General features: G+C 47.9%; 20 protein-coding genes and 1 tRNA gene. 16 read left to right on the plus strand and 5 right to left on the minus strand.

Translation table 11 applies throughout. From position 1 onward, the window contains the following. Positions 1–12 precede the first annotated feature (12 nt). The 15 genes from ACQY73_RS16705 (at position 13) to ACQY73_RS16775 (ending at position 14,514) form a co-directional block, all read left to right on the plus strand. Positions 13–546: a GNAT family N-acetyltransferase gene (locus ACQY73_RS16705; protein ID WP_428668127.1), complete on the plus strand. Its 534-nt coding sequence runs from the start codon at positions 13–15 to the stop codon at positions 544–546. Positions 547–607: 61 nt separating this feature from the next. Continuing rightward, positions 608–3,247, plus strand: coding sequence for a hypothetical protein (locus ACQY73_RS16710; protein WP_428668129.1), 2,640 nt, complete (start codon positions 608–610; stop codon positions 3,245–3,247). Between the two features lie 283 nt (positions 3,248–3,530). After that, positions 3,531–4,454, plus strand: a complete 924-nt coding sequence (locus ACQY73_RS16715) for an Ig domain-containing protein (protein WP_428668131.1) — start codon at positions 3,531–3,533, stop codon at positions 4,452–4,454. Further along, positions 4,454–7,501, plus strand: a complete 3,048-nt coding sequence (locus ACQY73_RS16720) for a serine hydrolase (RefSeq protein ID WP_428668133.1) — start codon at positions 4,454–4,456, stop codon at positions 7,499–7,501. The genes ACQY73_RS16715 and ACQY73_RS16720 overlap by 1 nt, the downstream gene beginning before the upstream one ends. A gap of 1 nt (position 7,502) precedes the next feature. Continuing rightward, positions 7,503–8,639 (plus strand): hypothetical protein, encoded by a 1,137-nt coding sequence (locus ACQY73_RS16725; protein WP_428668135.1) that lies wholly within the window; start codon positions 7,503–7,505, stop codon positions 8,637–8,639. A 1-nt stretch (position 8,640) separates the two neighbouring features. After that, positions 8,641–9,660: a hypothetical protein gene (locus ACQY73_RS16730; protein WP_428668137.1), complete on the plus strand. Its 1,020-nt coding sequence runs from the start codon at positions 8,641–8,643 to the stop codon at positions 9,658–9,660. Between the two features lie 18 nt (positions 9,661–9,678). After that, complete coding sequence (locus ACQY73_RS16735) at positions 9,679–11,997, plus strand: hypothetical protein (protein WP_428668139.1); 2,319 nt, start codon at positions 9,679–9,681, stop codon at positions 11,995–11,997. A gap of 73 nt (positions 11,998–12,070) precedes the next feature. Next, the gene (locus ACQY73_RS16740) at positions 12,071–12,316 is read left to right on the plus strand and encodes a hypothetical protein (RefSeq protein ID WP_428668141.1); all 246 of its coding nucleotides are present in this window, start codon (positions 12,071–12,073) and stop codon (positions 12,314–12,316) included. Further along, positions 12,316–12,528, plus strand: coding sequence for a hypothetical protein (locus ACQY73_RS16745; protein ID WP_428668143.1), 213 nt, complete (start codon positions 12,316–12,318; stop codon positions 12,526–12,528). Before ACQY73_RS16740 ends, ACQY73_RS16745 begins: the two co-directional genes overlap by 1 nt. Further along, on the plus strand, positions 12,528–12,929 hold the full coding sequence (locus ACQY73_RS16750) for a M15 family metallopeptidase (RefSeq protein WP_428668145.1): 402 nt from the start codon (positions 12,528–12,530) through the stop codon (positions 12,927–12,929). The genes ACQY73_RS16745 and ACQY73_RS16750 overlap by 1 nt, the downstream gene beginning before the upstream one ends. Further along, positions 12,926–13,156 carry a hypothetical protein gene (locus ACQY73_RS16755; protein ID WP_428668147.1) on the plus strand — a complete coding sequence of 77 codons (231 nt, stop codon included), beginning with the start codon at positions 12,926–12,928 and terminating at the stop codon, positions 13,154–13,156. Before ACQY73_RS16750 ends, ACQY73_RS16755 begins: the two co-directional genes overlap by 4 nt. A 16-nt stretch (positions 13,157–13,172) precedes the next feature. Further along, positions 13,173–13,403, plus strand: a complete 231-nt coding sequence (locus ACQY73_RS16760) for a hypothetical protein (RefSeq protein ID WP_428668149.1) — start codon at positions 13,173–13,175, stop codon at positions 13,401–13,403. Beyond that, positions 13,400–13,735 (plus strand): LytTR family transcriptional regulator DNA-binding domain-containing protein, encoded by a 336-nt coding sequence (locus tag ACQY73_RS16765; protein ID WP_428668151.1) that lies wholly within the window; start codon positions 13,400–13,402, stop codon positions 13,733–13,735. The genes ACQY73_RS16760 and ACQY73_RS16765 overlap by 4 nt, the downstream gene beginning before the upstream one ends. Continuing rightward, complete coding sequence (locus ACQY73_RS16770; protein ID WP_428668153.1) at positions 13,710–13,958, plus strand: hypothetical protein; 249 nt, start codon at positions 13,710–13,712, stop codon at positions 13,956–13,958. The genes ACQY73_RS16765 and ACQY73_RS16770 overlap by 26 nt, the downstream gene beginning before the upstream one ends. 70 nt (positions 13,959–14,028) lie before the next feature. Beyond that, positions 14,029–14,514 carry a hypothetical protein gene (locus ACQY73_RS16775; protein WP_428668155.1) on the plus strand — a complete coding sequence of 162 codons (486 nt, stop codon included), beginning with the start codon at positions 14,029–14,031 and terminating at the stop codon, positions 14,512–14,514. A 63-nt stretch (positions 14,515–14,577) separates the two neighbouring features. On the opposite strand, the gene ACQY73_RS16780 is transcribed toward ACQY73_RS16775, so the two are convergent. The 4 genes from ACQY73_RS16780 to ACQY73_RS16795 all read right to left on the minus strand — a co-directional run bounded on the left by ACQY73_RS16780 (position 14,578) and on the right by ACQY73_RS16795 (position 20,518). Then, positions 14,578–16,005 (minus strand): tyrosine-type recombinase/integrase, encoded by a 1,428-nt coding sequence (locus tag ACQY73_RS16780; RefSeq protein WP_428668157.1) that lies wholly within the window; start codon positions 16,003–16,005, stop codon positions 14,578–14,580. 39 nt (positions 16,006–16,044) lie between these two features. Then, positions 16,045–16,126: transfer RNA gene (locus ACQY73_RS16785), tRNA-Leu, on the minus strand. Between the two features lie 162 nt (positions 16,127–16,288). Further along, entirely contained in the window at positions 16,289–17,686 is a 1,398-nt protein-coding gene (locus ACQY73_RS16790) for an MBL fold metallo-hydrolase RNA specificity domain-containing protein (protein ID WP_428668159.1), read from the minus strand. A gap of 51 nt (positions 17,687–17,737) precedes the next feature. Continuing rightward, entirely contained in the window at positions 17,738–20,518 is a 2,781-nt protein-coding gene (locus ACQY73_RS16795) for a DUF1553 domain-containing protein (RefSeq protein WP_428668161.1), read from the minus strand. A gap of 219 nt (positions 20,519–20,737) precedes the next feature. Between ACQY73_RS16795 and ACQY73_RS16800 the strand changes: the two genes are divergently transcribed. Next, the gene (locus ACQY73_RS16800; RefSeq protein ID WP_428668163.1) at positions 20,738–21,565 is read left to right on the plus strand and encodes an alpha/beta hydrolase; all 828 of its coding nucleotides are present in this window, start codon (positions 20,738–20,740) and stop codon (positions 21,563–21,565) included. A 71-nt stretch (positions 21,566–21,636) separates the two neighbouring features. Here ACQY73_RS16800 and ACQY73_RS16805 read toward each other — a convergent pair whose 3' ends face one another. Beyond that, a complete protein-coding gene (locus ACQY73_RS16805) occupies positions 21,637–21,969 on the minus strand; it encodes a hypothetical protein (RefSeq protein WP_166556692.1) in 333 nt (110 codons plus the stop codon). Positions 21,970–22,049 lie beyond the last annotated feature (80 nt).

Here is a 22,049-nt window from a genome sequence, read left to right on the forward strand (position 1 = left end):
CTATTAGTATTCATGTCCGATCAGTTTCGCCTAATTCGTTTAAATCATGATTATCCCATCGAAACCAAAGTATTCGATTGCGACGACCATGATTTAAACGAATTTCTTTATAAAGACGCCAGATTATATCAAAAGCAATTATTGGCAGTTACTTATATCATTGAAGATCCGGAGACAAACGAAATATTAGGATTTTTTTGTGTCTTAAATGACAAACTTACATCGGAAGATTTTAAAGGAATAAGAAATCGATTCCAGCGAAAAATACCCAATAGTAAACGCTTCAATACGTATCCCTGTGTAAAAATTGGTAGGCTTGCTGTAAATAAAAGAATCAAAAAAACAGGGGTTGGTACGCAAATTATTGATTTTATTAAGTACTTCTTTTTTGAGAACAACAAAACAGGCTGTCGTTTTATCACAGTTGACGCTTACGCTCAATCCACCGGTTTTTACGAAAAAAAAGGATTTTTATATCTGACAGAAACTGATATAAGTCAATCGACACGTCAAATGTATTTTGACTTAATGCAATTGGATAAATAGTTTTACCTTTGTCCTAACTCGACCAAAGCTACCAAAGCAGACCTTCTAACGCTTTGGTTTTATGCAATCTACCATCTTTGACTACTTAGGGCAGTCTCATACCATTAATGGTTTCAGGGACATGTACCGCACTTTTTTCCAACTGATCTACAGTTTGGACGGCGGTGAGCCTGTGACCACCGAAATAGAGGAGCCCGTTAACTGGGCTGACGTATCGGTGGTATTACTGCGTCACAATCAATACCACGGCTTCGACTATGAATCGTTGGATGATTTTACGATGGCTTCCGACTGCCCTGCGGGAAAGTCGATCATACTGGCCATGTACAAAGCCTTTGGTACCAATGCCAAAATCATCTTTCAGTCGGGGGCTGACGTGGACTCTGCCAAGATCGTGGAGCATGAAGGCGTACTGAATATGGGTTCAAAGGATGAAAAAGCCGGTATTTTGACCTGTGATGTGGAGACCAATACGCTGCAAAGCCGCATTCAGGCAAAAGCCGATACCAAAGTAAATCTGTTGGACTCAGTCGCTTTGGACGGAACGGCCGTCACGGCTCCTACTGTTAAAACGACCATTCTGCACTCAAAAGCGTTTCGTGAAACCTATCAGGTCGCCTCGGCAAGTGATACAGCCGAATATCTCACCATCGGCGACAGTGACGTGTATGTGTTTCCCAATCTGGCCGACCCTTCTAAAGCCGATATAAAAACACTGGTACCGGGCAGGATTTTTGGAATAGACTTCTCTGATCCCATTGCCGATAAAAGCTATTTCTGGAAAGCCTTTTCGGACGGAAAATACACCATCACCATCAGCTTAAACATCACCTGTGATCTGAACCTGAAACAGCGTCAGTTCTCTTTGAACCGTGCCGCCATTACCAATTTTACGGCGCAGCCTTATTTGGTGCACGAACGCGACGGAGCCGAATTGAAGCGCTATAAGATCGGTGATGGCAAATACAACCAACCCGATGGCGGCTATTACGGGCCGCTGTTTGTGCGTTTTACGGTAACGGGTGCCAATGTTGTCAATACCTTGCAGATTCGGCAGGGGGATAATGTCTACCTGTTTGTTGAGATCAAGTACACCTACCGGGGAGCCAACGAACTGGCTTCCACGTCGCTCAAAGCCACAAGTACCAACTTTTCCATGCAGATCGACGGGGTTTCGAGAAACGTCCAATCCCCCACCAAAGGATTATTGGCGTATGACGCCATTCAGCAGGCCATACGCCTGATCACCGGTCAAAGTGACTGTTTTCGTTCTTCCTTTTTGGGTAAATCTTCCGGTCTCTACCCACAGGACGGCGACGGGGCCAATTATTTAAAAACCAACGGCTTTCAGATACGAAGGTTCGACAAGGCCGTTCAGCGCTCTTTTAAAGAACTTGTGGAAGATACCGATGCCGTTTTCAAGATCGGCTATGAATACACCTTGGACAACACGACGCCCGTCATCCGCATGGAAAAAGCGGAGTTTTTCTATAAAGGCGGCGAAATCCTGCGTATTAATGAAGTCTCAAACCTAAATAAAAAAGTAGCCAATGAGCTTATTTATTCCATGCTTCGCATCGGCTATGCCAAGTATTTGGATGAGGGCTTGAATTACCTCGATGAGTTCAATGCGTATCATGAGTACAGTACGCCCATTTTAAACCAAAACGGGCAATATCAGGCCACGTCCAATGAAGTGGCTTCCGGGTATGCCATCGAAGCCACACGCCGCGAACAGTTTGAAACAAGTCCCAAGGATTCCACCCGATACGATGACGATCTGTTTGTTATCAGCGTTAATCCTGACATTCCTTCGTACGTCGGCATGGCCACGTTTGCCAAAAATCCCTTGCTGTTTGCGAATCGACCGCTGCTTCTTTTGCCCGTTAAACCCTCTTTTTGTGAAGTGGGGGTAAAACTCAGTATTTCCGGTACTGCCCATCACAACACTACCTTTACCATTATAAAACTGACTGATTTCGGCGTGCAGACAGTCATTGTGCTGGATAAATTCTTTACGGGCGAAGTGGTTTCGAGTGCCACCATTGCCCCGGCTGATTTTGCGGGGTATGCCGAAAGAAACGAGCATTTCAGCATCGTGGAAAACCTGTTGGAGCCCGAAACCTCCTACAATCTGCGCATTACGCCAAAGCAGAATTTATTGAACCATGCCGCCTGGCTGAACAGTTCACTGGCGTACATGCAGGGAGATGAGGTTTATAAAAACACCTTTGCCAAACTTAACGGTGATCTGGTGACGCAGCTTTCTACAGCCGACGCCTTCCCTGCCTGCAATCCCGATCATTTACTGCTGACCGAAAAAGCCGACATCCCCATTGAAAATGCCAATCGGGGCAAACGCATTTTTTCACCGGATTGGATTACGTTCAATTGTGATCTGTCCGAGGCGCAGTTCAATCTGATACGCAATGCCCTCAGAGGCTGGAACAACGATGAAACCGACTATGGTTATCTGACCATTACCGATTGGGACGGCAGTGATCTTTCAGGGTATCCCTTTGAGGTCAGACGGCAGAAAAGCACGGGCAAAACAAGTATTAAAATGCTCAAAACCTATCAATCGCTTGTGGATGATCAATTGGCTGATTGCAATGAATATGAAGGATGGACCTTTGCTGACTTTGAAGCCAATCCCGTGCCGAAAAGTCTGGAAAAGTGTCTGATGAGTGCTTTCGGGTAACGTCCGTTAAATAAACAATGCCTTCAGGAGTATTCAGATACCCGTAACCCGACTTACCTTTGCTGACAACATTATAAGTTTTAGGGTTTAGGTTAAGTCAGAGACATAAAACCGCATAATCAATGGTGTGCGGTTTTATTTTTATCCCTATATACATCAATTGTTGTAAAAAATCTTACCTATATTTGCCTAACCGACAACGCCCGCTCTGACCAAGTGGGTTTTTATTCCCTTTCCTTATTGGCAGAGCCTTGAAAAACATCACGCTTTTCAACGATTCACTATGTCGCTGTCGGTCTTAAAGGTACTTCCGTCCCATACGTTTGCGAACTTTCGCGCCATTTTCAACGCCAATGCCGATGATGCCGTCATCGTGGAGGGTGAAGTGAATCTGGACGGTGACGGTGTGCCGCTGATTCGTTTTTTGACCGAAAGCGGCGAGTACTTCGACGTTTCCCTGCCCTATTTCTATTCCAAAACCCAGACCGACGCCCTGATTGACGACATGCGTCAAAGTCTGTTGGACGAGTTCAGCGCCCTCATTGGCGGGGGTGGAGGCGGCGGGGGCGGCGCGATGCCCATCATCACCTCACCCATGCCTAACGTCAATTATCACTACGGCGGTGACATTGAAATCCTGCTTTCTCCCAACAATGCCGCCTCTCCTAACGGCAACATTACGGGTATCACGCTCTATGACCTTCCGGGCTGGCTGACGTTTGACTCCGATACCAACATTGTTTCGGGAACCGCGCCCTCCGGTACTACGGGCAATTACAACGTCAGGGTACGCTATACCGATGAGATCGGGGCTTACACCGAGGATCTGTTTGGCATTCAGATCACGTCAGAAGCGACGGTAATTGCGTCAGAACACCTTTGGGCGGGAATGTTGGTCAATATTTACGACGATGGCGGTGTCTCCAAAATGCGCCCTGCCATCGGCACCGACGAGGCGCACATCGCCCATGGATTTGTTGACAAAACGGTTTTGGAAGACCAGTCGGTCGAACCCAAATTTGACACGATCAAAACCTACCTTGATCTCGTGCCGGGTGCCCAGTATTTTTTATCTACAACCAACCCGGGCGGTATTTCCGATGCGGGGCCGGCTGAAGGTTCCGGCCTCATCTGGCAACCCATCGGACGGGCATTGTCAGCCACCGAATTACTGCTTGACATTGAAACCTACATTATACGAAGCTGATGGGTAGAAAATACGTAACCATAGCCCCCGATACCAAAAAGCTCATTGAACGCGATTTCGATGCAGATGTGCTTGAACAATCTTCTACCGTCTGCACGGCGGGGGAAGACATTGACTGTAGTGCCCGCGCCCAGTTTGTGCAGATCGGAGCGGACAATACCATCATTCGGGCGCGTACCATCGTGCACGGGGTTATTTTGGAAAGTGTGACGACAGGCGATGAGGTAACGGTGTACCTGCCTAACTTTAAATTAACCCTTCCGGGACTGATTACCGGCAGTTTGTATGCCCTCAAACCTTCCAATAACAGTATTGTCCTTTGGGATGAAGTAACCTCTGATTTACTTCCGTTAGGACTGGCGCTATGGAATAACGGCTTTTATTTTGTTGACCGGTGGTTTCCCTACCAACAGGAAAAGTTTGAACCCGATCTGCGGTATCTGTTCTGTGACAACGAAAGTCCCGACGATGAATTTGAGGAGCCTGATCTTGATTACCTGTTTTGCGATAACGAGACCGTTACCGGGGATTTTGTGCCGTTGTTGTCACAATTATTCAGCGATGCCGATTTCGGCGGGGTCAAGAATGAATGTGAAGAGACATTATCTTCCGGTATTACGTCCACACTCACAAACTGGGTTGACGCCAACCTCTCGGCCTATTCAGGTAATTTTGTGGGCATTCTGATTCGAAACAACGAAATATGGTACGCTGAGCGCGGCAGCTTTAACCGAACAACGCAGGTGCACATAGCCTCGGTCGGCAAGCATTTTGCGGCGACTGTGCTGCTTATTTTGGTGGAAAAGGGCGTTTTTGCGAGCGGCCTTAATACCACGGCCGGCTCGTTGATCTCCGATCTGTCTTCTGCCGGCAAAGGGAGTATGACCCTAAAGCAGCTAATGTCACACACCTCCGGCTTTGACGGAACATCCACCGGCACAGGCGGAGTACCTTGGGAAGATCAGGGCGGTATTACTTCCGCCGCCGCCGTTGCCGGTATTGCCGCAAATCATCCGCTTTCCCACACACCGGGAACCTATTATTCTTATGGAGGTGTGCACTGGTGCATTGCGGCCCGTATGGCGGAAGTAGCCACCGGAAAGACGTGGACGCAGATTTGCCAAAGCGAAGTATGGAGTATTTTAGGTATGACCGCCACGGATTATAAATTGGGCTTACCGGGCGAAGGTGACCCAACGAATCCAATCATTCACGCGGGCCTTCGTACAACAATGGCGGACTGGGCCAAATTCCTGAAAATGCGTCTTAAAAAAGGGGTGCATAGCGGCTTTCGGCTTCTAAGTGAGGCGGCTGTCCTTTCCATGGAAGTTGACCAAACCGGTATCGGCGTCGGGTATGGCTTTGGGCTTTATCCGGATGCGGGCAACAATGAAGCCTTTCACCACGGAGCTACGGGCGGGGTTTCGTTCTACAATCGAACCAAGAAGTACGCAGGGGCCATTTTTACAACTGTTTACGGCGGCACAACAACGGACGAAAATGACACTTTTCGCGGACTGGCTCGCAGTAACCTGCCCGCAGCTCCCGAGTGTGGCACAACGCCTCTGCCGGTAGAAACCGAACACAGCCGCAAGGTGCTTTTGCACAATCCCGTTGAAATGAATTGGGGTGATCCCTCATCTTCGCTGCCCTGGCTTTCCAAAGCCAAGATCGGCGGGGTGACCTACATGACCGTTTTGATTGACTGGTGGGACATTGAAACAGGGTACAACATTTATGATTTTAGGGAACTGGCGCGAAGATTGGATTTTCTGATCTCGCAAAAACTCAAGTTTGTCATTCAGTTACCCCGTCGATACGCCTGTGTTGATGACCCGGATACGGCAAGCGGGAAAAGTTCGGCTTATTTGGGACTTGCCAACGCGATCTTGCTGCGATCGGGCAACCGCGCCAAACACGGCATTACCGGAACGACCGGCTCTATTTTTAATGCTTACTACGTACAACGCCTTCAAAAGCTGACCGCCCGCATTGCCCACTTTATACGTTCCAATGCCACTTACCGTGCCAATTGCGGCCCCGGTTTATTTATCAATGGGGGTAGCGAAGAAACAGGCTTTTTTACGGCGGAGTTCGGTGGAGCATTTGACGATGGCGACTACAGTATTGAGGCTACGCAGACTTTCCGAGGTTGGCTACCCCAAAAATATGGGTCTATCTCAAACTTAAATACAAACTGGGGAACAGGTTTTACCGATTTTGATCAAATCAATCCGACCGATTACCGTCCTGCCATTTACGGCTCAACCATTGATTATGCGCAGACGCGCAGGCAACGCGACTGGTTTAATTTTCTGTGCGAGATGCACCAGAATTTTTATGGGCAGGTCAAATTTGCGTGGCGCAATCCGCGCTCCATTGATTCAAGCCTGCCTGTTTTCAGCGACGGTACGACCGATACAAAATTCCAATTGGCGGCATATTGGACGGAAAACCTCAATGCCGCACAGGGGCTTTCATGGGGCGCAGCGGTAGTGTCGATGCTTCAGGTATTTGACGTGATTTTCTCCAGTTCCGGCTCGACCGATGGCCCGCCCGTAGGTTCCAATCGATTCAAATCGTACGCCTTCCGCATGGCCATGCTTCACGCGCTGGGCGTGGTGTACGGACAGGAAATGGACCGGGATAATCTTTCGGAAAACGGCGGGCGTATCGGGCCGTCACGGCTGGCGCGGGTCGCTTTCGATTGGGGTGCCGAGTGGCTCATTTACGTGTTTTACGATGAAACAACCGAATGGGACGAAACGGGCTATCTGGGCATAGACGGGGCTACGCACAGCTTTATGGACGATGCCAAGTTGGCCTATGACACCTACGTCAGAAACCAAGAGCGAAGCATTTTGACCATCAGCAGTACGGTCAGTTACGGCGCTTCCAACTACCAAAGCCTTGAAAGTATTTTCAATAACGTCAGCAGCCCCAACGGTGTCGTGGCCGCGTGGCTGTCGGCAGTCAGTCCCGACAGTAACGGGCTGAGCAGTAGCAAAGTAGATGTTTTAATGAGACCGATTCCAACTTATTTTTAATATGTCACTATCCAGAATTACCGCCGTTGCCATTCGCATGATGGGCTTTGGACCGGGCCCGTGCCGCCTTCTTAAAACCGATATAGGTGATGGCGGCAATACCCACGCGTCAAATACTGTACAATTGGTGCCCGGAAGCGGCAGTGGCGCAGGTGTGCCCATTACGGCTTCGTGGGTACTTTCCTCTTCGGGAGGTTTTACACATTATGCGGACTTTTCCATGCCGGAGGGGTATTATGTTAACCATCCCTTCGAAGTGCGTATACGGGACGTTTCTTCCGACGCATTCACCGTGTATAACAGTGGCAACAACGCTGCCCTTGCCACCGTCATTGAGGTGGGCGAACAACGCGACATTTTAGTCGCTTCAGGGGCACCCGCCGCGCCGTCGCTGACAGCGGGGACTGTCGGTAATACAAGTGTACCGCTTTCATGGGCAAGTGTGTCGGGGGCATCGGGGTATAAACTCCTGCGCTCCACCACTTCGGCCAGTGCAGGGTTTTCGCAGATCGGCACGACCATCACGGGCGTGACCGATATTACCGCTTCCGGTCTGACGCCCAATACGGATTACTGGTTTAAGTTGGTTGCCACCAACGGTACCGATGACAGCAGCGCCTCCAATGTTGTAGCGATCCATACGACCGGTTCGGGAAGCGGTACACAAACCGCTACGCCCACCATCACGCCCAACAGCGACGGAAAGGTAAAACGCCAGCAGTACGAATTTCGCGGCACAGCCGAGCCGGGCGCAAAGATTCAGATTCAGGCAGGGACGAATGAAAAATTTCTCACCGCAACGGCCGACGAAGAGGGTAATTGGCAGGTAAACCCTACACAGTGGATACCGGCGACCGTCACCCAAATCCGTGTACAGGCACAAAATACCGACAAAACCCCGTCCAATTGGAGTGATTATGTCCTGTGTAACAACGGCGGCAATTCGGCAGGCAGTGGCGATGACAAATGGGGGTTGCCCTACCAAAAAGCGGGACTTTGGTACGGCTTCATTGTGACTTTCAGCGGCTCACCTTCAGCGCCTACGAACGTGCAGCGCGGGGCGCAGATCAGCACGACCGGACACGAAGATATTGCCGACGCATTGCGGGATCTTATTAATTGGTTTGACCTTCACTAACATGAAAAAGCTCTTAATTCTCTGTTTTTGGGCGCTTGCGCTGACAACGCAGGCGCAAAACAGCACCTTAAACCGCATTGCCGAAAAGCAGGGTACTTCGTTTTCGGTGGGTTTGGTCATTCGCAATCTGCCCGACTCACTTCGCCTGTTGGAAGCTGAATTCAGAACCTCCACGTCCCGCCTGAAAAAGTTCAGTACCGCCGACGGCAGCATACAACGTGTCAGTGACACATTGTATGTCTTTAAGTTTTCCAATCAGGACACACGTACTTACTACGGGCGCGGGACGTGGCAGGTGGAAATTCAGACGGCTTTGACGGGGGCAAGAAAAACCGATGTATTCAACTACGAAATCTACGCATCCATTACGGGCGCAGCGTCCACGGCACCGGTGAATAATTCGGGGTATACGTACCTGTTTCCGCTGACTTTTACAACCGTATCGGTTTCAATGGGGGAGGTGATCGCCAATCTGCCGATCATTAATGGGGAGAGCATTGCCAACGCCTTATTTACAAAAGTGGACAAAGTAGCGGGGTACAGTCTTTCACAGAACAACTATTCCAATGCGGCCAAGGCGATTGTCGATGCGGTGACAGGTAATCTTGCCACAAAGCTAAACATTACGGATACGGTGCCCCTACTCCGCAAAACCACGGCAGCAGGAGTGTACGTAGCCAAAGTTGCAGGACAAAGCCTGTTATTGGATGCGGAACGAACAAAGCTCGCAGGTATTGCCACAGGTGCCACAGCCAACAGTACGGACTCTCAATTAAGAGATAGAAGCACTCATACCGGCGCGCAGGCAATAAGCACGGTTACGGGCCTGCAAACGGCATTGAACGTTAAGGTGGCTTTTGTGCAGGTAAACACCTATGCCGATATGTTGGCCTTGGGTACACCTTCGGTACTGACCGAAATCACGGTTTTAACCGACTCCAACAAATCCCTGAACAATACAATTTATAAATGGTGGCCCTCTGGAAAACGTATTTGGATAGCTGCCGTCGATGACAATTAAACCCCTTTCATGACGATTATGAAAACAAGACACTTTATAGCCTTTTTACTTTTTTCGCTCACTTCGTGGGCACAGTTTCCGGTAAGCATCACCGATACCGGCTTTCCGGTGACTACGTCGGGAGTTACTACCAATAACATGGTACCTGCGCTGAGGAATAAACTCGACGCATTGCCTGATACGGCAAGCCGCATTCTTGCCCGCCAAGTTCCTTCCTATTTGCAAGCGCTGCCCTTTTCGGGCACGGATACCTATTTAAAGAAATTCATTGTAGACATTCAGATCATTGGGGGTAATCAGATCAGCGCTGTAACGGGTGACACGATCCATTTTGAAACCATCCGAAGAAACAAGAGCTTCGCGGGGCCACCCGCTTTCACGCGTTCGATGGTGACGCTGGGCAAAAATGGGACGCGCATTACGACGTGGTTTTCCGATAACTATGTAGAGCCAAGCCCAGATGCATACGGAAACATCTACGACGTATTGACCACAACGCCCGAAAGCGGGCAAGGTGGCGTCAGAGCCACCATAAAAGTAAACTGGGCAGCATTACCGGTGAATACCGAATATGTGTACGTGTCATTGCGCGGCAAAGCAATGATCTCTCAGCAGGTCTATGCGCCGCAGGGTTTAACGGCAGGGCCTATAAAAATCAATCTGCCGTCAACGGCAATACCGGGCAGGATCTATACGACTCTGAACGACATTGATCCAAGAAACGAATTCACCACGGCGTCGGCCATACGGCAGGACTCAGTACGACAGGATGCGCTGTCACTTTATGCAGACCATTTTTTGCGTGGCCCCACCAATTCGACGAATTTCACACTCGATACGGATGTACGATTCGATAACGGATTCTTAAGGTACCCCATTTATTCACCACGAAACGGTGATTTTGTTGTCGGTACCACTAACACGGAAAGAACGACCGTTCACGCTACGCCAAGCGAAAGTATTTCGCGCACAATTACACTTTCCGGTACGAATTACTTTGTCAAGACAATATCGTTTACGCAGAAAAGTACGCGGGCTTCTACGGGTGCCGGCACTACGATCCGCTTTCTGAAAATTGGCGACAGTACCGTTTTCGGGCTTAATACCGAAATAGGAGTGCCGAACGGCTACGCGCATCGGGCATGGGGGGTGGTGCATGAACAATGGCAAAAAGACCGAATAGATTATTTGCTCAGACAGGGTTATACGCCCGCTCAGATCATGAGCAATGCCATTAGCGCAAGTGACACGACCAAATATCGTTTTGTCAACATTGGCACGGTCACTGATCCGACGGCGCTCGAAAAGTACACCCTGAATTATCGAGGCGTTACGGCAAGCTATACGCTCGAATCCGAAGGAAGGGGAAGTTGGTCGTATTATATGTACATCAACAAGCCGGTGCTTTGTCAGCGGTCACAGGGTACATGGGATTTACTCGGTTTGGGGAATGGAACCGGGACGGATTGGGTCAATTCGGCCGCACAACAACTGCTTTTCGACCGCACAGCATGGCTTCAAAACACTCCGAAGTTTACGCAGCCCATGAAGGATTGGGCGCTCGCCAATCTGAGTTTTACAGGAACTACGCTTAGCGATTACATAACAAAGTTTACCGACGTTGGTAACGACCCGGTAAATCCTTTTTACGATTCCGCAAAGAGCAGTACCATCACGGATACTTCCGGCAATGTCTGGACGATTCGCTTTTCTATAAGCAAATATCTCTCAAGATGGCGTACCATGAACGATTCGGGCGTAAGGCTTGCAAGCGGGAATGGTGCTATCGGTACGAAAGTGGGCGGCAATTTGGCGACATTGGATGTCACATTGCCAAATTATATTGTGATTCAATCGTGCCAGAATGACGGCAATGTAACGCATTTTGGGTTAATGGCTAAGTCTCTGGCCGACGCCATTAAGGCCGAATATGCCGCCCAAGGATGGGGCATCATCAATATCGGACTCTCCGTTATCGACGGTGCCGGAACTTATTTCCCGAAGTCGTACCGCTCGGTACCGGCTTCCCAAAGTGTTATAGACGAATTTCAGCGCAGTGTTCACGATGACAATTTGCAGCGCCTCAATGCCGCTGTCACGAATGAAGACGGTAATCGAATCTTTGTCTTAGCCAATACGTTTGTCATTCCCACTGCAAAGTCTCTTGTTTGGAGGGCCGGCAATTCGGTTGAATACAGCTTAAGCCAAGACCCGGAATATGTTTTTGAAATCCCATCGCGCACCTCTGTCGGCATAAAAGCGCACATTAATGCCGAAGGCCATCGGCCGGTTGGATATCAAATTTATTCCTGGATAAAATACACGCTTGGCCTTTAACCTTACCAACCAAACCCCTATAATATGAAACTCGCAACACACCCTTTTAAACCGATCTCTAAACCCTTTAACCATGAAACCAATGACGCTGAGTAATGATATAGGCGGGTCTGTTCTGGTTGTGATATTTTCACTTATTCCCTTTTGGAAGGACCTGGCCCGCTACGGAGACGTGGCACTTCAAACCGTTGGAGCGCTTACTACCCTGTTCGGTTTCATTTTTGTGATCGCCCGCATTATCCGGCTGATCAATACGGATTTCGACGGAAATCCCAAGAAGTTTTTCAGGGAAGGTTTCAAACTTAAAAAGCGAAAATAATGGCAAACTGGCTGATAAACTTTTTCAATAACCGCATGGGAACGGCTAACTCCATCGCTGTCATGCTCGTGGGCGGTTATACATTTTGTGTTATCTACATGGTTGTGACCACAAAAGACAAGGCTGTTTTTGACGGCTTTACCCAGATCGTAAGCAATGTGGTAAGTGCTCTGTTGATCGTCAAGGCTGTTCAAACCAATACCGAGAAATAATGTCACGAAGCCTCAACGACCTGCATCCGACTTTGGTAGCTGTCTGGCAAAAGGCAGAAGCGCAATGGACTGTCCAATACCCGAACGATCCTGTGCCTTTTCTGACGTACACAAATCGCCCCAATGAAGAACAGGCGGCATTATACGCCTCGGGAAGAACCGTCAAAGGGAGGATCCTGACCAATGCCAAGCCGGGAGAATCGCCTCACAATTACCTACCCTCTTACGCCTTTGACATAGCGTTTAAAAAAGGAAAGGCACTTGACTGGCGACCTGTGTTATTTGAACGGTTCGCGGACATTGCAGAGAAGATTTCAAACGAAGTTCTTTGGGGTGGCAGGTTTAAAAGCATTGTTGATCGGCCGCATTTTGAACTTAAAAACTGGAAGCAATTAAAATGAAAAAGCCGCTTATCTACATTCTGTTGGGCTTAGTTGTCATGTTTTCGATTTGGGGTATTGTGGCCAAATGCGGAGGCAACCAAAAGCCCGTAACCAAAGCCGATGAAATTAACACTATCAATAAAGCCCTTAAAGATGCAAAAGTCAAAAGTGATTCGATTGTTGACGCTCTGCCTGACTCTGCTGTTAATGCTGAATACGAGCGTAAACGCGCAGAAAATAAATAACGTTTCAGTTGAGCTTATGGACTGTAAGCGTAGCTATGTCAAACTCAGTAATGAGCGAGATACCTTAAAATCCATGTTTGCCGATACTTTGCTGAAGCATCGTGCCGAGCGCGTGGTGTGGAAATCCGAGACGAAATCACAGGTAAAAACCGCGAAAAAAACGGGCAGAAAGCAGGGGTTTACATGGGGTGTAATCGGTACGCTAAGTGTTGAAGCATTGACAGCCCTTTATTTTATTACCCGATGAAAGCAATGAAAGTCGACGGCATTCAACTTATTCCCGAAACGATCTCTCATTTGAAAGGCAGGGGTGTGTATACTATTATAGTATTCGTCGATGGCAAAAGCATCCTGAGCTCAAAGCCGTTGGGACTTTTGTGTAAACGCTTCGGCCTGATGCGCATTCACAAATCAACGGCCATCAATCCTACATATGTCAGGGAAATTGACCCGTTCGACCGCATTGTAATGCGTTTGGGTGACACAATGGAGCCCTCACGCCGACAAAAAACAACTGTTATAACCCGGCTGACAACCCTTTTAAAACAACGTCATGCTTCCAAGAATTCAATCCACTGACACCGCCGAAACGGCTTTTCGTACCAAGTCAAACCAACTCTATGGCCGGCTTATCACCGATGGCTACGCGACCGAAGCCGGGGCACTGATCTTTACGGCTGAAAACAAAACCCTTGCCATAAACCTTGGCAGCGTGATCTATACCCATGACGCGCTCACGGATAAAGTGACACAGGTGGCCGCTCAGATCCGGAAAGAAATGCCCGCTTTTTTTGGTGTTTGATAATACATCAATTGTTGTATTTTTGTAAGCAAATCAATTCTTATTCTTTTCCAACTAATCACTTTTTTCCATGAAAAAACTGCTGTTTTTCTTTACGGTTGGCCTGGTACTGTTTGGTACCTGTTTCAACGACTCCTCCGGCGCTCTGGCGCAAAAAAACCCGGTGTATAAATCAGTCTACGCCCTTTCCGATGCCAATGCGACGGTCTGGGATACGCTTTTGAACGCCTCGAACACCAAAACCCAAACCTTGCAGGTACCACCGATCTACAAAAAGGTAACTGTTCAGATCAACGGCCTTAAAATTGACGGCACTCCGGCAGCAACCTGCAAAATTCAGCGAAGTACAGACGGTGTCTATTTTTACGACATCGACAGTACGTACATGAAGAAAAAGAACCTGCTGACCATTGCCAACGTCTCAACCGTACAGGGGGCCATTTGGGAGTTGGATAATTATCAGGCTACCCATCTTCGAACTACCTGTACAACCACCGGCAGTTCCCAGCGAACGCGAATTCAGACGGTCATCCTTGTGAAAAAAGACGGTGATTAGCCGATTAAAGACATTTCCATAAACAAAAAACCCCGTCAAAGTGCTGACGGGGTTTTTTGTTACTTATTTAAAACCCTTCCACGCATCCAACTGTTTGATGGCCTTGTACTCGTTGGCCATGTGATCGTAGATCGTGGTCGTGCGAATATCACTGTGCCCCATTAAATCTTTCAGATCGGAGAGATCAATACCCAATACCCTTGAAATGGTCCCGAACGTGTGTCTGGCAATGTGAGAGGATATCGTCTCGTATTTGGGTTTCTGCACCGACACGGGAACACCTTTGACATACTCCACCACCTCCACAAGTTCGGTAAATCCGGCTGCTTCGGCCACGTACGACAATTGTCGGTTATAATGATGCATGTGCGGCACGGGGATCACAAACAGCCCGCCTTCGTATTTTTTAACGATCTCCAGCGCGGGCGCGATCAGCCCCACCGTCACCGACCGCGTGGCTTTATTACGCACGGACGTTGTTTTCTGCGGAATGAATTTCAGGCCTTTGCCCCCGCCTTCCAGATCAGTGATGTGATCGGGCGTTAATCTGAACAGATCGGAATGCCGAAGCCCCGTCAGCGCCTGAAACGTGAAAGCGTCTCTGGCTTTTTCGGCGTATTCCCACGTGGGCAAATTACTGTAACCACCCTTACCACCGCTTACTTTCATGTACCAGGCGTCGTAAGTTTCTTTGGTAAGCCCCATCCACTTTTTAAGTTCCTCCTGCGTTAAGAATTCACGTTTCGGCGGGATGTAAATGCGTTTCAGGCGGGCATGGTTGGGGGAGAGTTTGCCCCCGTTTTCGGCACAATAGCTGAAAAACACCTTCAAATTCTTGTGAATGGCTCCGATGTAATTGGGATGGTAGTCGCGTTTGGAGCGCAGGAACGTCAGAAAGCGTTGGTGCACCTCATCGACGTATGTGTCAAGGCTCACATTTTTCTCCTTTTTGGCAATAAACTCCAAAAGATGATCTTTCGTAGCGTTGTGGGCACGGATGGAAGCGGGTTTTAAGCCTTCCGTTGTTTTGGCTTCGATGAACTGTTCGTACCATTTGGACAGCGGCTTTTGATTTCGGTCACTTTCCTTCTTTCCCTGCAATAAAAACTTTAAAACGGCCGCATCGAGGGGCTTTTGCCCTAAAATACAGTCTTTCTCGTAGGTTTTGGCGATGCTCCGCAGGTTGTCGAGCACCATGTTGGCTTTTTGCCAACCGTCGTAATTGCGTTTGAATTCCTGTTTTTTTTCGTCCCACTGCGAGCGCGTCGCATTCAGCGAGGTGTAAAACATGAATTCAGACCTGTTAAAATAGCAGGTCAGAAAGACCCGACCCTGACTCAAGTGGTCGGGTCTGAGTTTTCGAAGTTTGAACTGTACGTTTAGCATGATGGTTTTGGGGGTCGGGTTTAAGTGTCCGCGATTGTCCAAAGTAGTGTCCAGATGCTCCGTCCCTAAAAGGGGAAAACCCGCCTCTATGCGATATTGTCGCATAAAAACGGGTTTTTGTCCGTAACTGTCTACTATATACCGTGACGAAGGCGAGACTCGAACTCGCACACCCGAAGGCTCACGCACCTGAAACGTGCGTGTCTACCAATTCCACCACTTCGCCGGTTGTTTGATGCTGCAAATAAAACGTTCCGTTCTGATTTTCGCAACTTTCAAGGATTGTTTTTTATTTTTACATATAACTTGTAGGGGCAGGCCTTGCGTCTGCCCGATTGTGTTGTATGAGCGTGTAGGGGCAGACGCAAGGCCTGCCCCTACAAGTTATTTATAGAAAAAAGCCTTCACCCTGTGAGGGAATTTCCACATTTCGGAATCCCTCCTTTTCAAGCCTTTCTTTGAACACCACTTGGTTTTCGTATTCGCCGTGAACCAAAAACAGCGTTTTGACCTGCATAGGATCTTGACATTTTAAAAATTGAATAAGCTCGGTATAATCTGCATGGGCCGAGAATGAATCCATCACCTCCACACGCGCCCGCACTTGGTAAGTTTCTCCAAATATTTTCACTTCGGCATCTCCGCGTTTGAGCGCTGCCCCCAAGCTCTCAGGTGAACAATAGCCAACGAGCAGAATAGTGCTGTTGGGATCAAGGATGTTATTTTTGATGTGATGCTTAATGCGTCCGGCTTCCGCCATACCTGATGCAGATATGATCACACAAGGCTCTTTGAGGTTATTGATGGCTTTCGATTGTTCCACATCTGATACGTAATACAAATTAGGAAAGTTGAATGCATCTCCGTCTTTTTCAATGTATTCCAGAATATCAGGATTAAAACAATCGTCATGTTTACGCATAATAGCCGTTGCCTTAACAGCCAACGGGCTATCTATAAACACTTTCAAACGTGGCAATAAGCCCTCATTGGCAAGCTGGTCCAACGCATAGACCAATTCCTGCGTGCGGTCAACGGCGAAAGCAGGAATGAGCAACTTTCCGGCGCGCGTTACGCAGGTATCGCGCACAATGCGCAGCAAATGCGCCTTCATGTCCGGCTCAGGCTCGTGTTTGCGATTACCGTATGTGGATTCACAAATGATCACCTGTGCCTGCGGAAACGGCTCAGGGCTACGCAGAATCTTATCCTCAGGACGACCTACATCGCCGGAAAACGTCACCTGTTTCTCAGTCCCTTGGTCTTTAATGGTCAAATGGACAGCTGCGCTTCCCAAAAGATGTCCGGTATCGGTAAACATCACTTTTACTTCATCCTGATTGAGCCAAAAATCTTCGTGATATTCTACCGTAACAAACAGATCAAGTGTTTGGCGCACGTCGTTTTCGTCGTAGAGTAATTCCAATTCAGCATTCCCTTTTTTGCGACGGCGTTCATTGATACGCTCCAGGTCTTTTTGCTGAATAAAAGCACTGTCCAACAACATGATATTACACAAATCTGCCGTAGCAGAGGTGCAGTAAATAGGGCCTTTGTATCCTTGGCGTACCAACCTGGGCAATAAGCCCGCATGGTCAATGTGGGCATGCGAAAGAATGACAAAATCAATTTCTTTGGCACTGAATCCGAAATGTTGATTGAGGTCTTGGGTATTGATCCCCTGAAACAGCCCGCAATCAAGTAAAATTTTGGTGCCTTTTTCTGTAGTAATGAGGTGTTTGGTGCCGGTCACGCGGCGAGCGGCACCGTAGAAATTTATTTTCATCTGTTTTGGAATCGTTTGTGCTCCAAGTATACGCAATTTGTTTAGAAAGCACTATTCTTTTGTCACGACTTCGTCCAAATTGAGCATGGCGTTGGTGGTTACGGTCAGGGCAGCGAGTTCGGGATTCGCGCTGCCATCATTTGCCAATAGCTTTTTGACCGACAGAGGGTCTTTACGGTATTCGACCAGGGATTGTTGATACAACTTCATCAACACCTGCAATCGTTTGGGCGAAATGGTTTGATAGGTCAGACGGCGATAGGCTTCGCGAATTTGTTGCTGCGGTTGGTGGTATTGCGCCGTAATATTTTCCGAAAAACAATGAGCTACTTCCAAATAGACGGGGTCGTTAAGCGTCACCAATGCCTGTAAAGGTGTATTGGTACGCAAACGTCGCACTTGGCAAAACTCCCGGCTTGGAGCATCGAAGGTCACCATCGAAGGATACGGCGCGGTTCGTTTCCAGTAGATATAAAGCGCCCGCCGATAGCGATCTTCCCCGGCGCTGAGCTGCCATTTGGCACCATCGTAAGGAGAAAGCCAGATATTATCGGGTTGCAGAGGCATAACGCTTTTTCCGTACATTTTACGAGACAATAGCCCACTGACTGACAACATTTGATCACGTACCTGTTCGGCCGTTAACCGTACTCGTGCGCCGCGCGACAGCCATTTGTTGTAAGGGTCTTTTTCTAACTTTTCTGGCGTCACTGCCGAACTTTGACGATACGTTGCCGAAAGCACTATTTGTTTCAACGTTTTCTTGATGCTCCATTGATTGGTTTCCATAAGTTCTACCGACAGCCAATCCATCAATGCCTGATGCGTAGGTGCAATTCCCTGTGAGCCAAAATCTTCCACGGTTTCCACGATTCCTGTACCGAACAATTGCTCCCATAAGCGATTCACTGCTACCCGAGCCGTAAGCGGATGATCGCGCGAGGTCATCCATCGTGCCAGATCAAGACGGTTTTTAAATTTGGCTTTTCCCTGATTTTTTACTTTAAAAACGGTTGGCACACCGGGTTGCACTTTCTCTCCTTTTACGGTCCAATTTCCACGAACAAATACATTGGTTTGACGCGCCAGATCACCGTGCCCATCGTACATAATAGGCGTTCCTTCCACATTTCCCGTCAAAATCTGAGCGTATAATTTTTCAATTTCAGCAAATTCGGGCTGATCGCTTCCGGGCAACGCCTGTTGAAAAGTTGCCCATTTGATCTGTACCCAGTCTTTGGGTGTTTTAGGGCTTTTGAGCGTCCAATAAAGCGTCCGTTTGCCGGCATCGGGCTGTACGGGCAAAATAACGACTGTATCTCTGCCGGCACCGCCCGTTTTGGGAACGGCCAATTTGGCAATAACTCTCCCGCCTAAACTATCCTGATGTAATTCTAAAATTGCATCTTCGGCATTGGTCCCAATCGCTATCAAAAGTCGATTTTTGCCCGTCAGTGTCACATTTTGCCAACGAGCCGACGCACTGTCCTGCATTCCAAAATATTTGGCATCCAACAGGGAAGCATTCACGTGTTGGTCAAAATCATGCGAGTTAACCTTTGGCTCCATAATGCGGACGAACTGTCTGAAATCACGCATAACTGCTGCCTGATTTCGGGCGTCGGAATGTTTTTTAAGCCAGTTCTCTACTTTTACGATGCTCAACGAATCTTCCGTTTTATAAAAACGCAACGTTGGCGTTTCGCTGGTGACATCTTCATCGCGGGAATTATTAAAAAACGCCATGTATTTATAATACTCCTCGTGCCTGAACGGATCGTAAGGGTGACTGTGACATTGAACACAGCCAAAAGAAGTACCCTGAAAAACATCCCAAGTGGTATTAACACGGTCAATGACCGCTGCCACGCGAAACTCTTCGTCCTGTGTTCCTCCTTCGTCGTTGTTCATGGTATTGCGGTGGAATCCCGTTGCTACCAAGTTATCGTCAGTGGCATTTGGCAATAGATCGCCCGCCAATTGCTCCGTTAGAAATTGGTCATAAGGCTTATCGTCATTAAATGCTTTAATAAGCCAATCACGATAACGCCAAATGCTGCGTCCGGGATCGCGCTCATAGCCTTTGGTATCGGCATAACGTGCCAGATCCAACCACGTTCCGGCCCAGCGTTCTCCATAGGCAGATGAAGCCAATAGCGTATCAACCAATGTTTCATACGCTTTAGGGGATTTATCACTAAGGAATTGTTGCACCTGCGCATCCGTGGGCGGCAATCCTGTCAGGTCTAAACTTACGCGTCGAATGAGTGTGGCGCGGTCGGCTTCGAGGGCAGGTTTAAGATTTTGCTCCCGCAATTTTTCCAGTACAAAATGATCTATTTCATTTTGTACCCAACGTGTTTCGTCATCCTCTGTCAAGCCCAGTTTTGCCCAAAAACCACCAATTTTAGGAGCTTCAGGGCGCTCAATGCGATTATAAGCCCAATGGTTTCCCCATTTGGCACCTTGGTCAATCCATTTTGTCAATACGTTTACTTCTTCTTCCGTCAATGGCGGGCCATCTTTGGGCATTTTATCTTCATGTCCTTCGGGCAGTAAAATACGACGCATCATTTCGCTGTCGTCGGCATCGCCCGCTACTACAGGAGGTTTGCCTGATTTTGCAGGCTCGTACATATCCTGTTCAAACAAAAAACTCACGCCTCCCGCCTTTTTTACTCCACCATGACAGGCCATGCAATGTTTGTTCAAAATGGGTTTTACTTCATCGTTGAAATCTACCCGATGTTCAAACATTCCTAAAAACGAAAACGAACTCAGCAACACTATTGCTGCCGCGCCCGTTGCGATCCATTTTGATTTTATTCCCATTTTTCAACTACGCATTAAACGACTTATTATAAAGACATGAAACGGGGTTTTCTCACCTACTCAAACGCTCTGTTTTGGATTTTTGTTATATGCCATCATGAACCACGTTTTCTGCTTTTGATTGATTATCAGCAAATTTAAACACTAATACCCCAATTCCAACCGAAGTAAAGGTACTGAATGAGGTTTTTGTTTATCTTTCAGGCAAAATCCTGAACCATGCCGGAAATCACTCAAAACCTTGTTGCCAAAGATGGACTCGCGCTCTTTGTCCATACATGGGCCGTTGCAGAACCCAAAGCTGTCATTGCATTTATTCACGGTTTTGGAGAGCACAGCGGTCGTTACAAACATGTAGCGGAATTTTTCAATAAAAACGGGTATTCATTTTACGCGCTTGATAACCGAGGTCACGGAAATTCGGCAGGAAAACGCGGCCACGCTCCAAAATACGATGCATATTTAGATGATATTGATGTTTTTCTGGCATTTATTGGCTCCCAAACATCCCCAAAACCTGTTTTTCTCTATGGGCATTCCATGGGAGGAAATTTAGCTTTGAATTATGTTATTCGCCATAAACCCGCTATCAAAGGATTGATTGTCAGCAGTCCGTGGATACAATTGGCGTTTGCTCCCAAGCCTGTTTTGGTTACTTTGGGTAAAATGATGCGCTCTGTTTTTCCCGGATTCAGTCAGGAAAGCGGCTTGGTGCAGGAACATATTTCAAAAGACCCGGCCGTGGTGGAAGCTTATAAAAATGACCCGTTGGTACACGGTTCGATCACGGCATCGGCCAGTATCGGTATTTTGGAAGCAGCCGATTTTCTCAATACCTACTCAGGCGAAATGCCCGTTCCGACGCTGATAATGCACGCAGCCGAAGATAAACTCACTTCTCAACCTGCAAGCGAGGCATTTGCGCAGCGAGTAAGCGGCCCGGTTACTTACAAAAAATGGGAAGGAATGTACCACGAAATTCATAACGAGCCGCAAAAATCGGAAGTGTTTAATTATATACTCGGCTGGATCGAGCGAAGCATTTAATAACACTTATATCATCAAAAAAGGGTCTGGCGGTTTTGAACCTTCAGACCCTTTTTTATAAGTACAAAATTCTAAGCCAGCGCTCTACGGCAGTAATACCCCGCCATACCGGCAAAACCTGATACAATTCCGCCGATCAGCGTAGTGATAACCACAAGTACCAGCACATTAGGAATTTTAAAAATGTCGGCTACTTTTTGACCAATGAGTCCTTCATTGACAAAATGCTGATAAGAAGCATAGCCTAACCATAACGTTGCTGCCGCAAAAAAAGCAACTCCAAACGCTTTTAATGCCGCATCTGCTTTCCACAAGCAAAGTACAAAACATACAATAGGCATCAGCCACCAAGGACCAAAGTATTGAGCAATGGCACTGAATAGAATGATAAGAACGTAAAGCATAACTTTGAGTTTAGGATAATGAAAACGCGCTACAATCTACTAGCTACTAACGAATTACACAAAATTAGTGAGTTTACGGT

This window comes from Runella sp. (assembly GCF_965279615.1).
Lineage (GTDB): Bacteria > Bacteroidota > Bacteroidia > Cytophagales > Spirosomataceae > Runella.

Excerpts from the sequence above, each read along its gene's own strand:
- ACQY73_RS16705 (WP_428668127.1), top strand. The coding sequence starts at position 13 with ATGTCCGATCAGTTTCGCCTAATTCGTTTAAATCATGATTATCCCATC.
- ACQY73_RS16710 (WP_428668129.1), top strand. The coding sequence starts at position 608 with ATGCAATCTACCATCTTTGACTACTTAGGGCAGTCTCATACCATTAAT.
- ACQY73_RS16715 (WP_428668131.1), top strand. The coding sequence starts at position 3,531 with ATGTCGCTGTCGGTCTTAAAGGTACTTCCGTCCCATACGTTTGCGAAC.
- ACQY73_RS16720 (WP_428668133.1), top strand. The coding sequence starts at position 4,454 with ATGGGTAGAAAATACGTAACCATAGCCCCCGATACCAAAAAGCTCATT.
- ACQY73_RS16725 (WP_428668135.1), top strand. The coding sequence starts at position 7,503 with ATGTCACTATCCAGAATTACCGCCGTTGCCATTCGCATGATGGGCTTT.
- ACQY73_RS16730 (WP_428668137.1), top strand. The coding sequence starts at position 8,641 with ATGAAAAAGCTCTTAATTCTCTGTTTTTGGGCGCTTGCGCTGACAACG.
- ACQY73_RS16735 (WP_428668139.1), top strand. The coding sequence starts at position 9,679 with ATGAAAACAAGACACTTTATAGCCTTTTTACTTTTTTCGCTCACTTCG.
- ACQY73_RS16740 (WP_428668141.1), top strand. The coding sequence starts at position 12,071 with ATGAAACCAATGACGCTGAGTAATGATATAGGCGGGTCTGTTCTGGTT.
- ACQY73_RS16745 (WP_428668143.1), top strand. The coding sequence starts at position 12,316 with ATGGCAAACTGGCTGATAAACTTTTTCAATAACCGCATGGGAACGGCT.
- ACQY73_RS16750 (WP_428668145.1), top strand. The coding sequence starts at position 12,528 with ATGTCACGAAGCCTCAACGACCTGCATCCGACTTTGGTAGCTGTCTGG.
- ACQY73_RS16755 (WP_428668147.1), top strand. The coding sequence starts at position 12,926 with ATGAAAAAGCCGCTTATCTACATTCTGTTGGGCTTAGTTGTCATGTTT.
- ACQY73_RS16760 (WP_428668149.1), top strand. The coding sequence starts at position 13,173 with ATGGACTGTAAGCGTAGCTATGTCAAACTCAGTAATGAGCGAGATACC.
- ACQY73_RS16765 (WP_428668151.1), top strand. The coding sequence starts at position 13,400 with ATGAAAGCAATGAAAGTCGACGGCATTCAACTTATTCCCGAAACGATC.
- ACQY73_RS16770 (WP_428668153.1), top strand. The coding sequence starts at position 13,710 with ATGCTTCCAAGAATTCAATCCACTGACACCGCCGAAACGGCTTTTCGT.
- ACQY73_RS16775 (WP_428668155.1), top strand. The coding sequence starts at position 14,029 with ATGAAAAAACTGCTGTTTTTCTTTACGGTTGGCCTGGTACTGTTTGGT.
- ACQY73_RS16780 (WP_428668157.1), bottom strand. The coding sequence starts at position 16,005 with ATGCGACAATATCGCATAGAGGCGGGTTTTCCCCTTTTAGGGACGGAG.
- ACQY73_RS16790 (WP_428668159.1), bottom strand. The coding sequence starts at position 17,686 with ATGAAAATAAATTTCTACGGTGCCGCTCGCCGCGTGACCGGCACCAAA.
- ACQY73_RS16795 (WP_428668161.1), bottom strand. The coding sequence starts at position 20,518 with ATGGGAATAAAATCAAAATGGATCGCAACGGGCGCGGCAGCAATAGTG.
- ACQY73_RS16800 (WP_428668163.1), top strand. The coding sequence starts at position 20,738 with ATGCCGGAAATCACTCAAAACCTTGTTGCCAAAGATGGACTCGCGCTC.
- ACQY73_RS16805 (WP_166556692.1), bottom strand. The coding sequence starts at position 21,969 with ATGCTTTACGTTCTTATCATTCTATTCAGTGCCATTGCTCAATACTTT.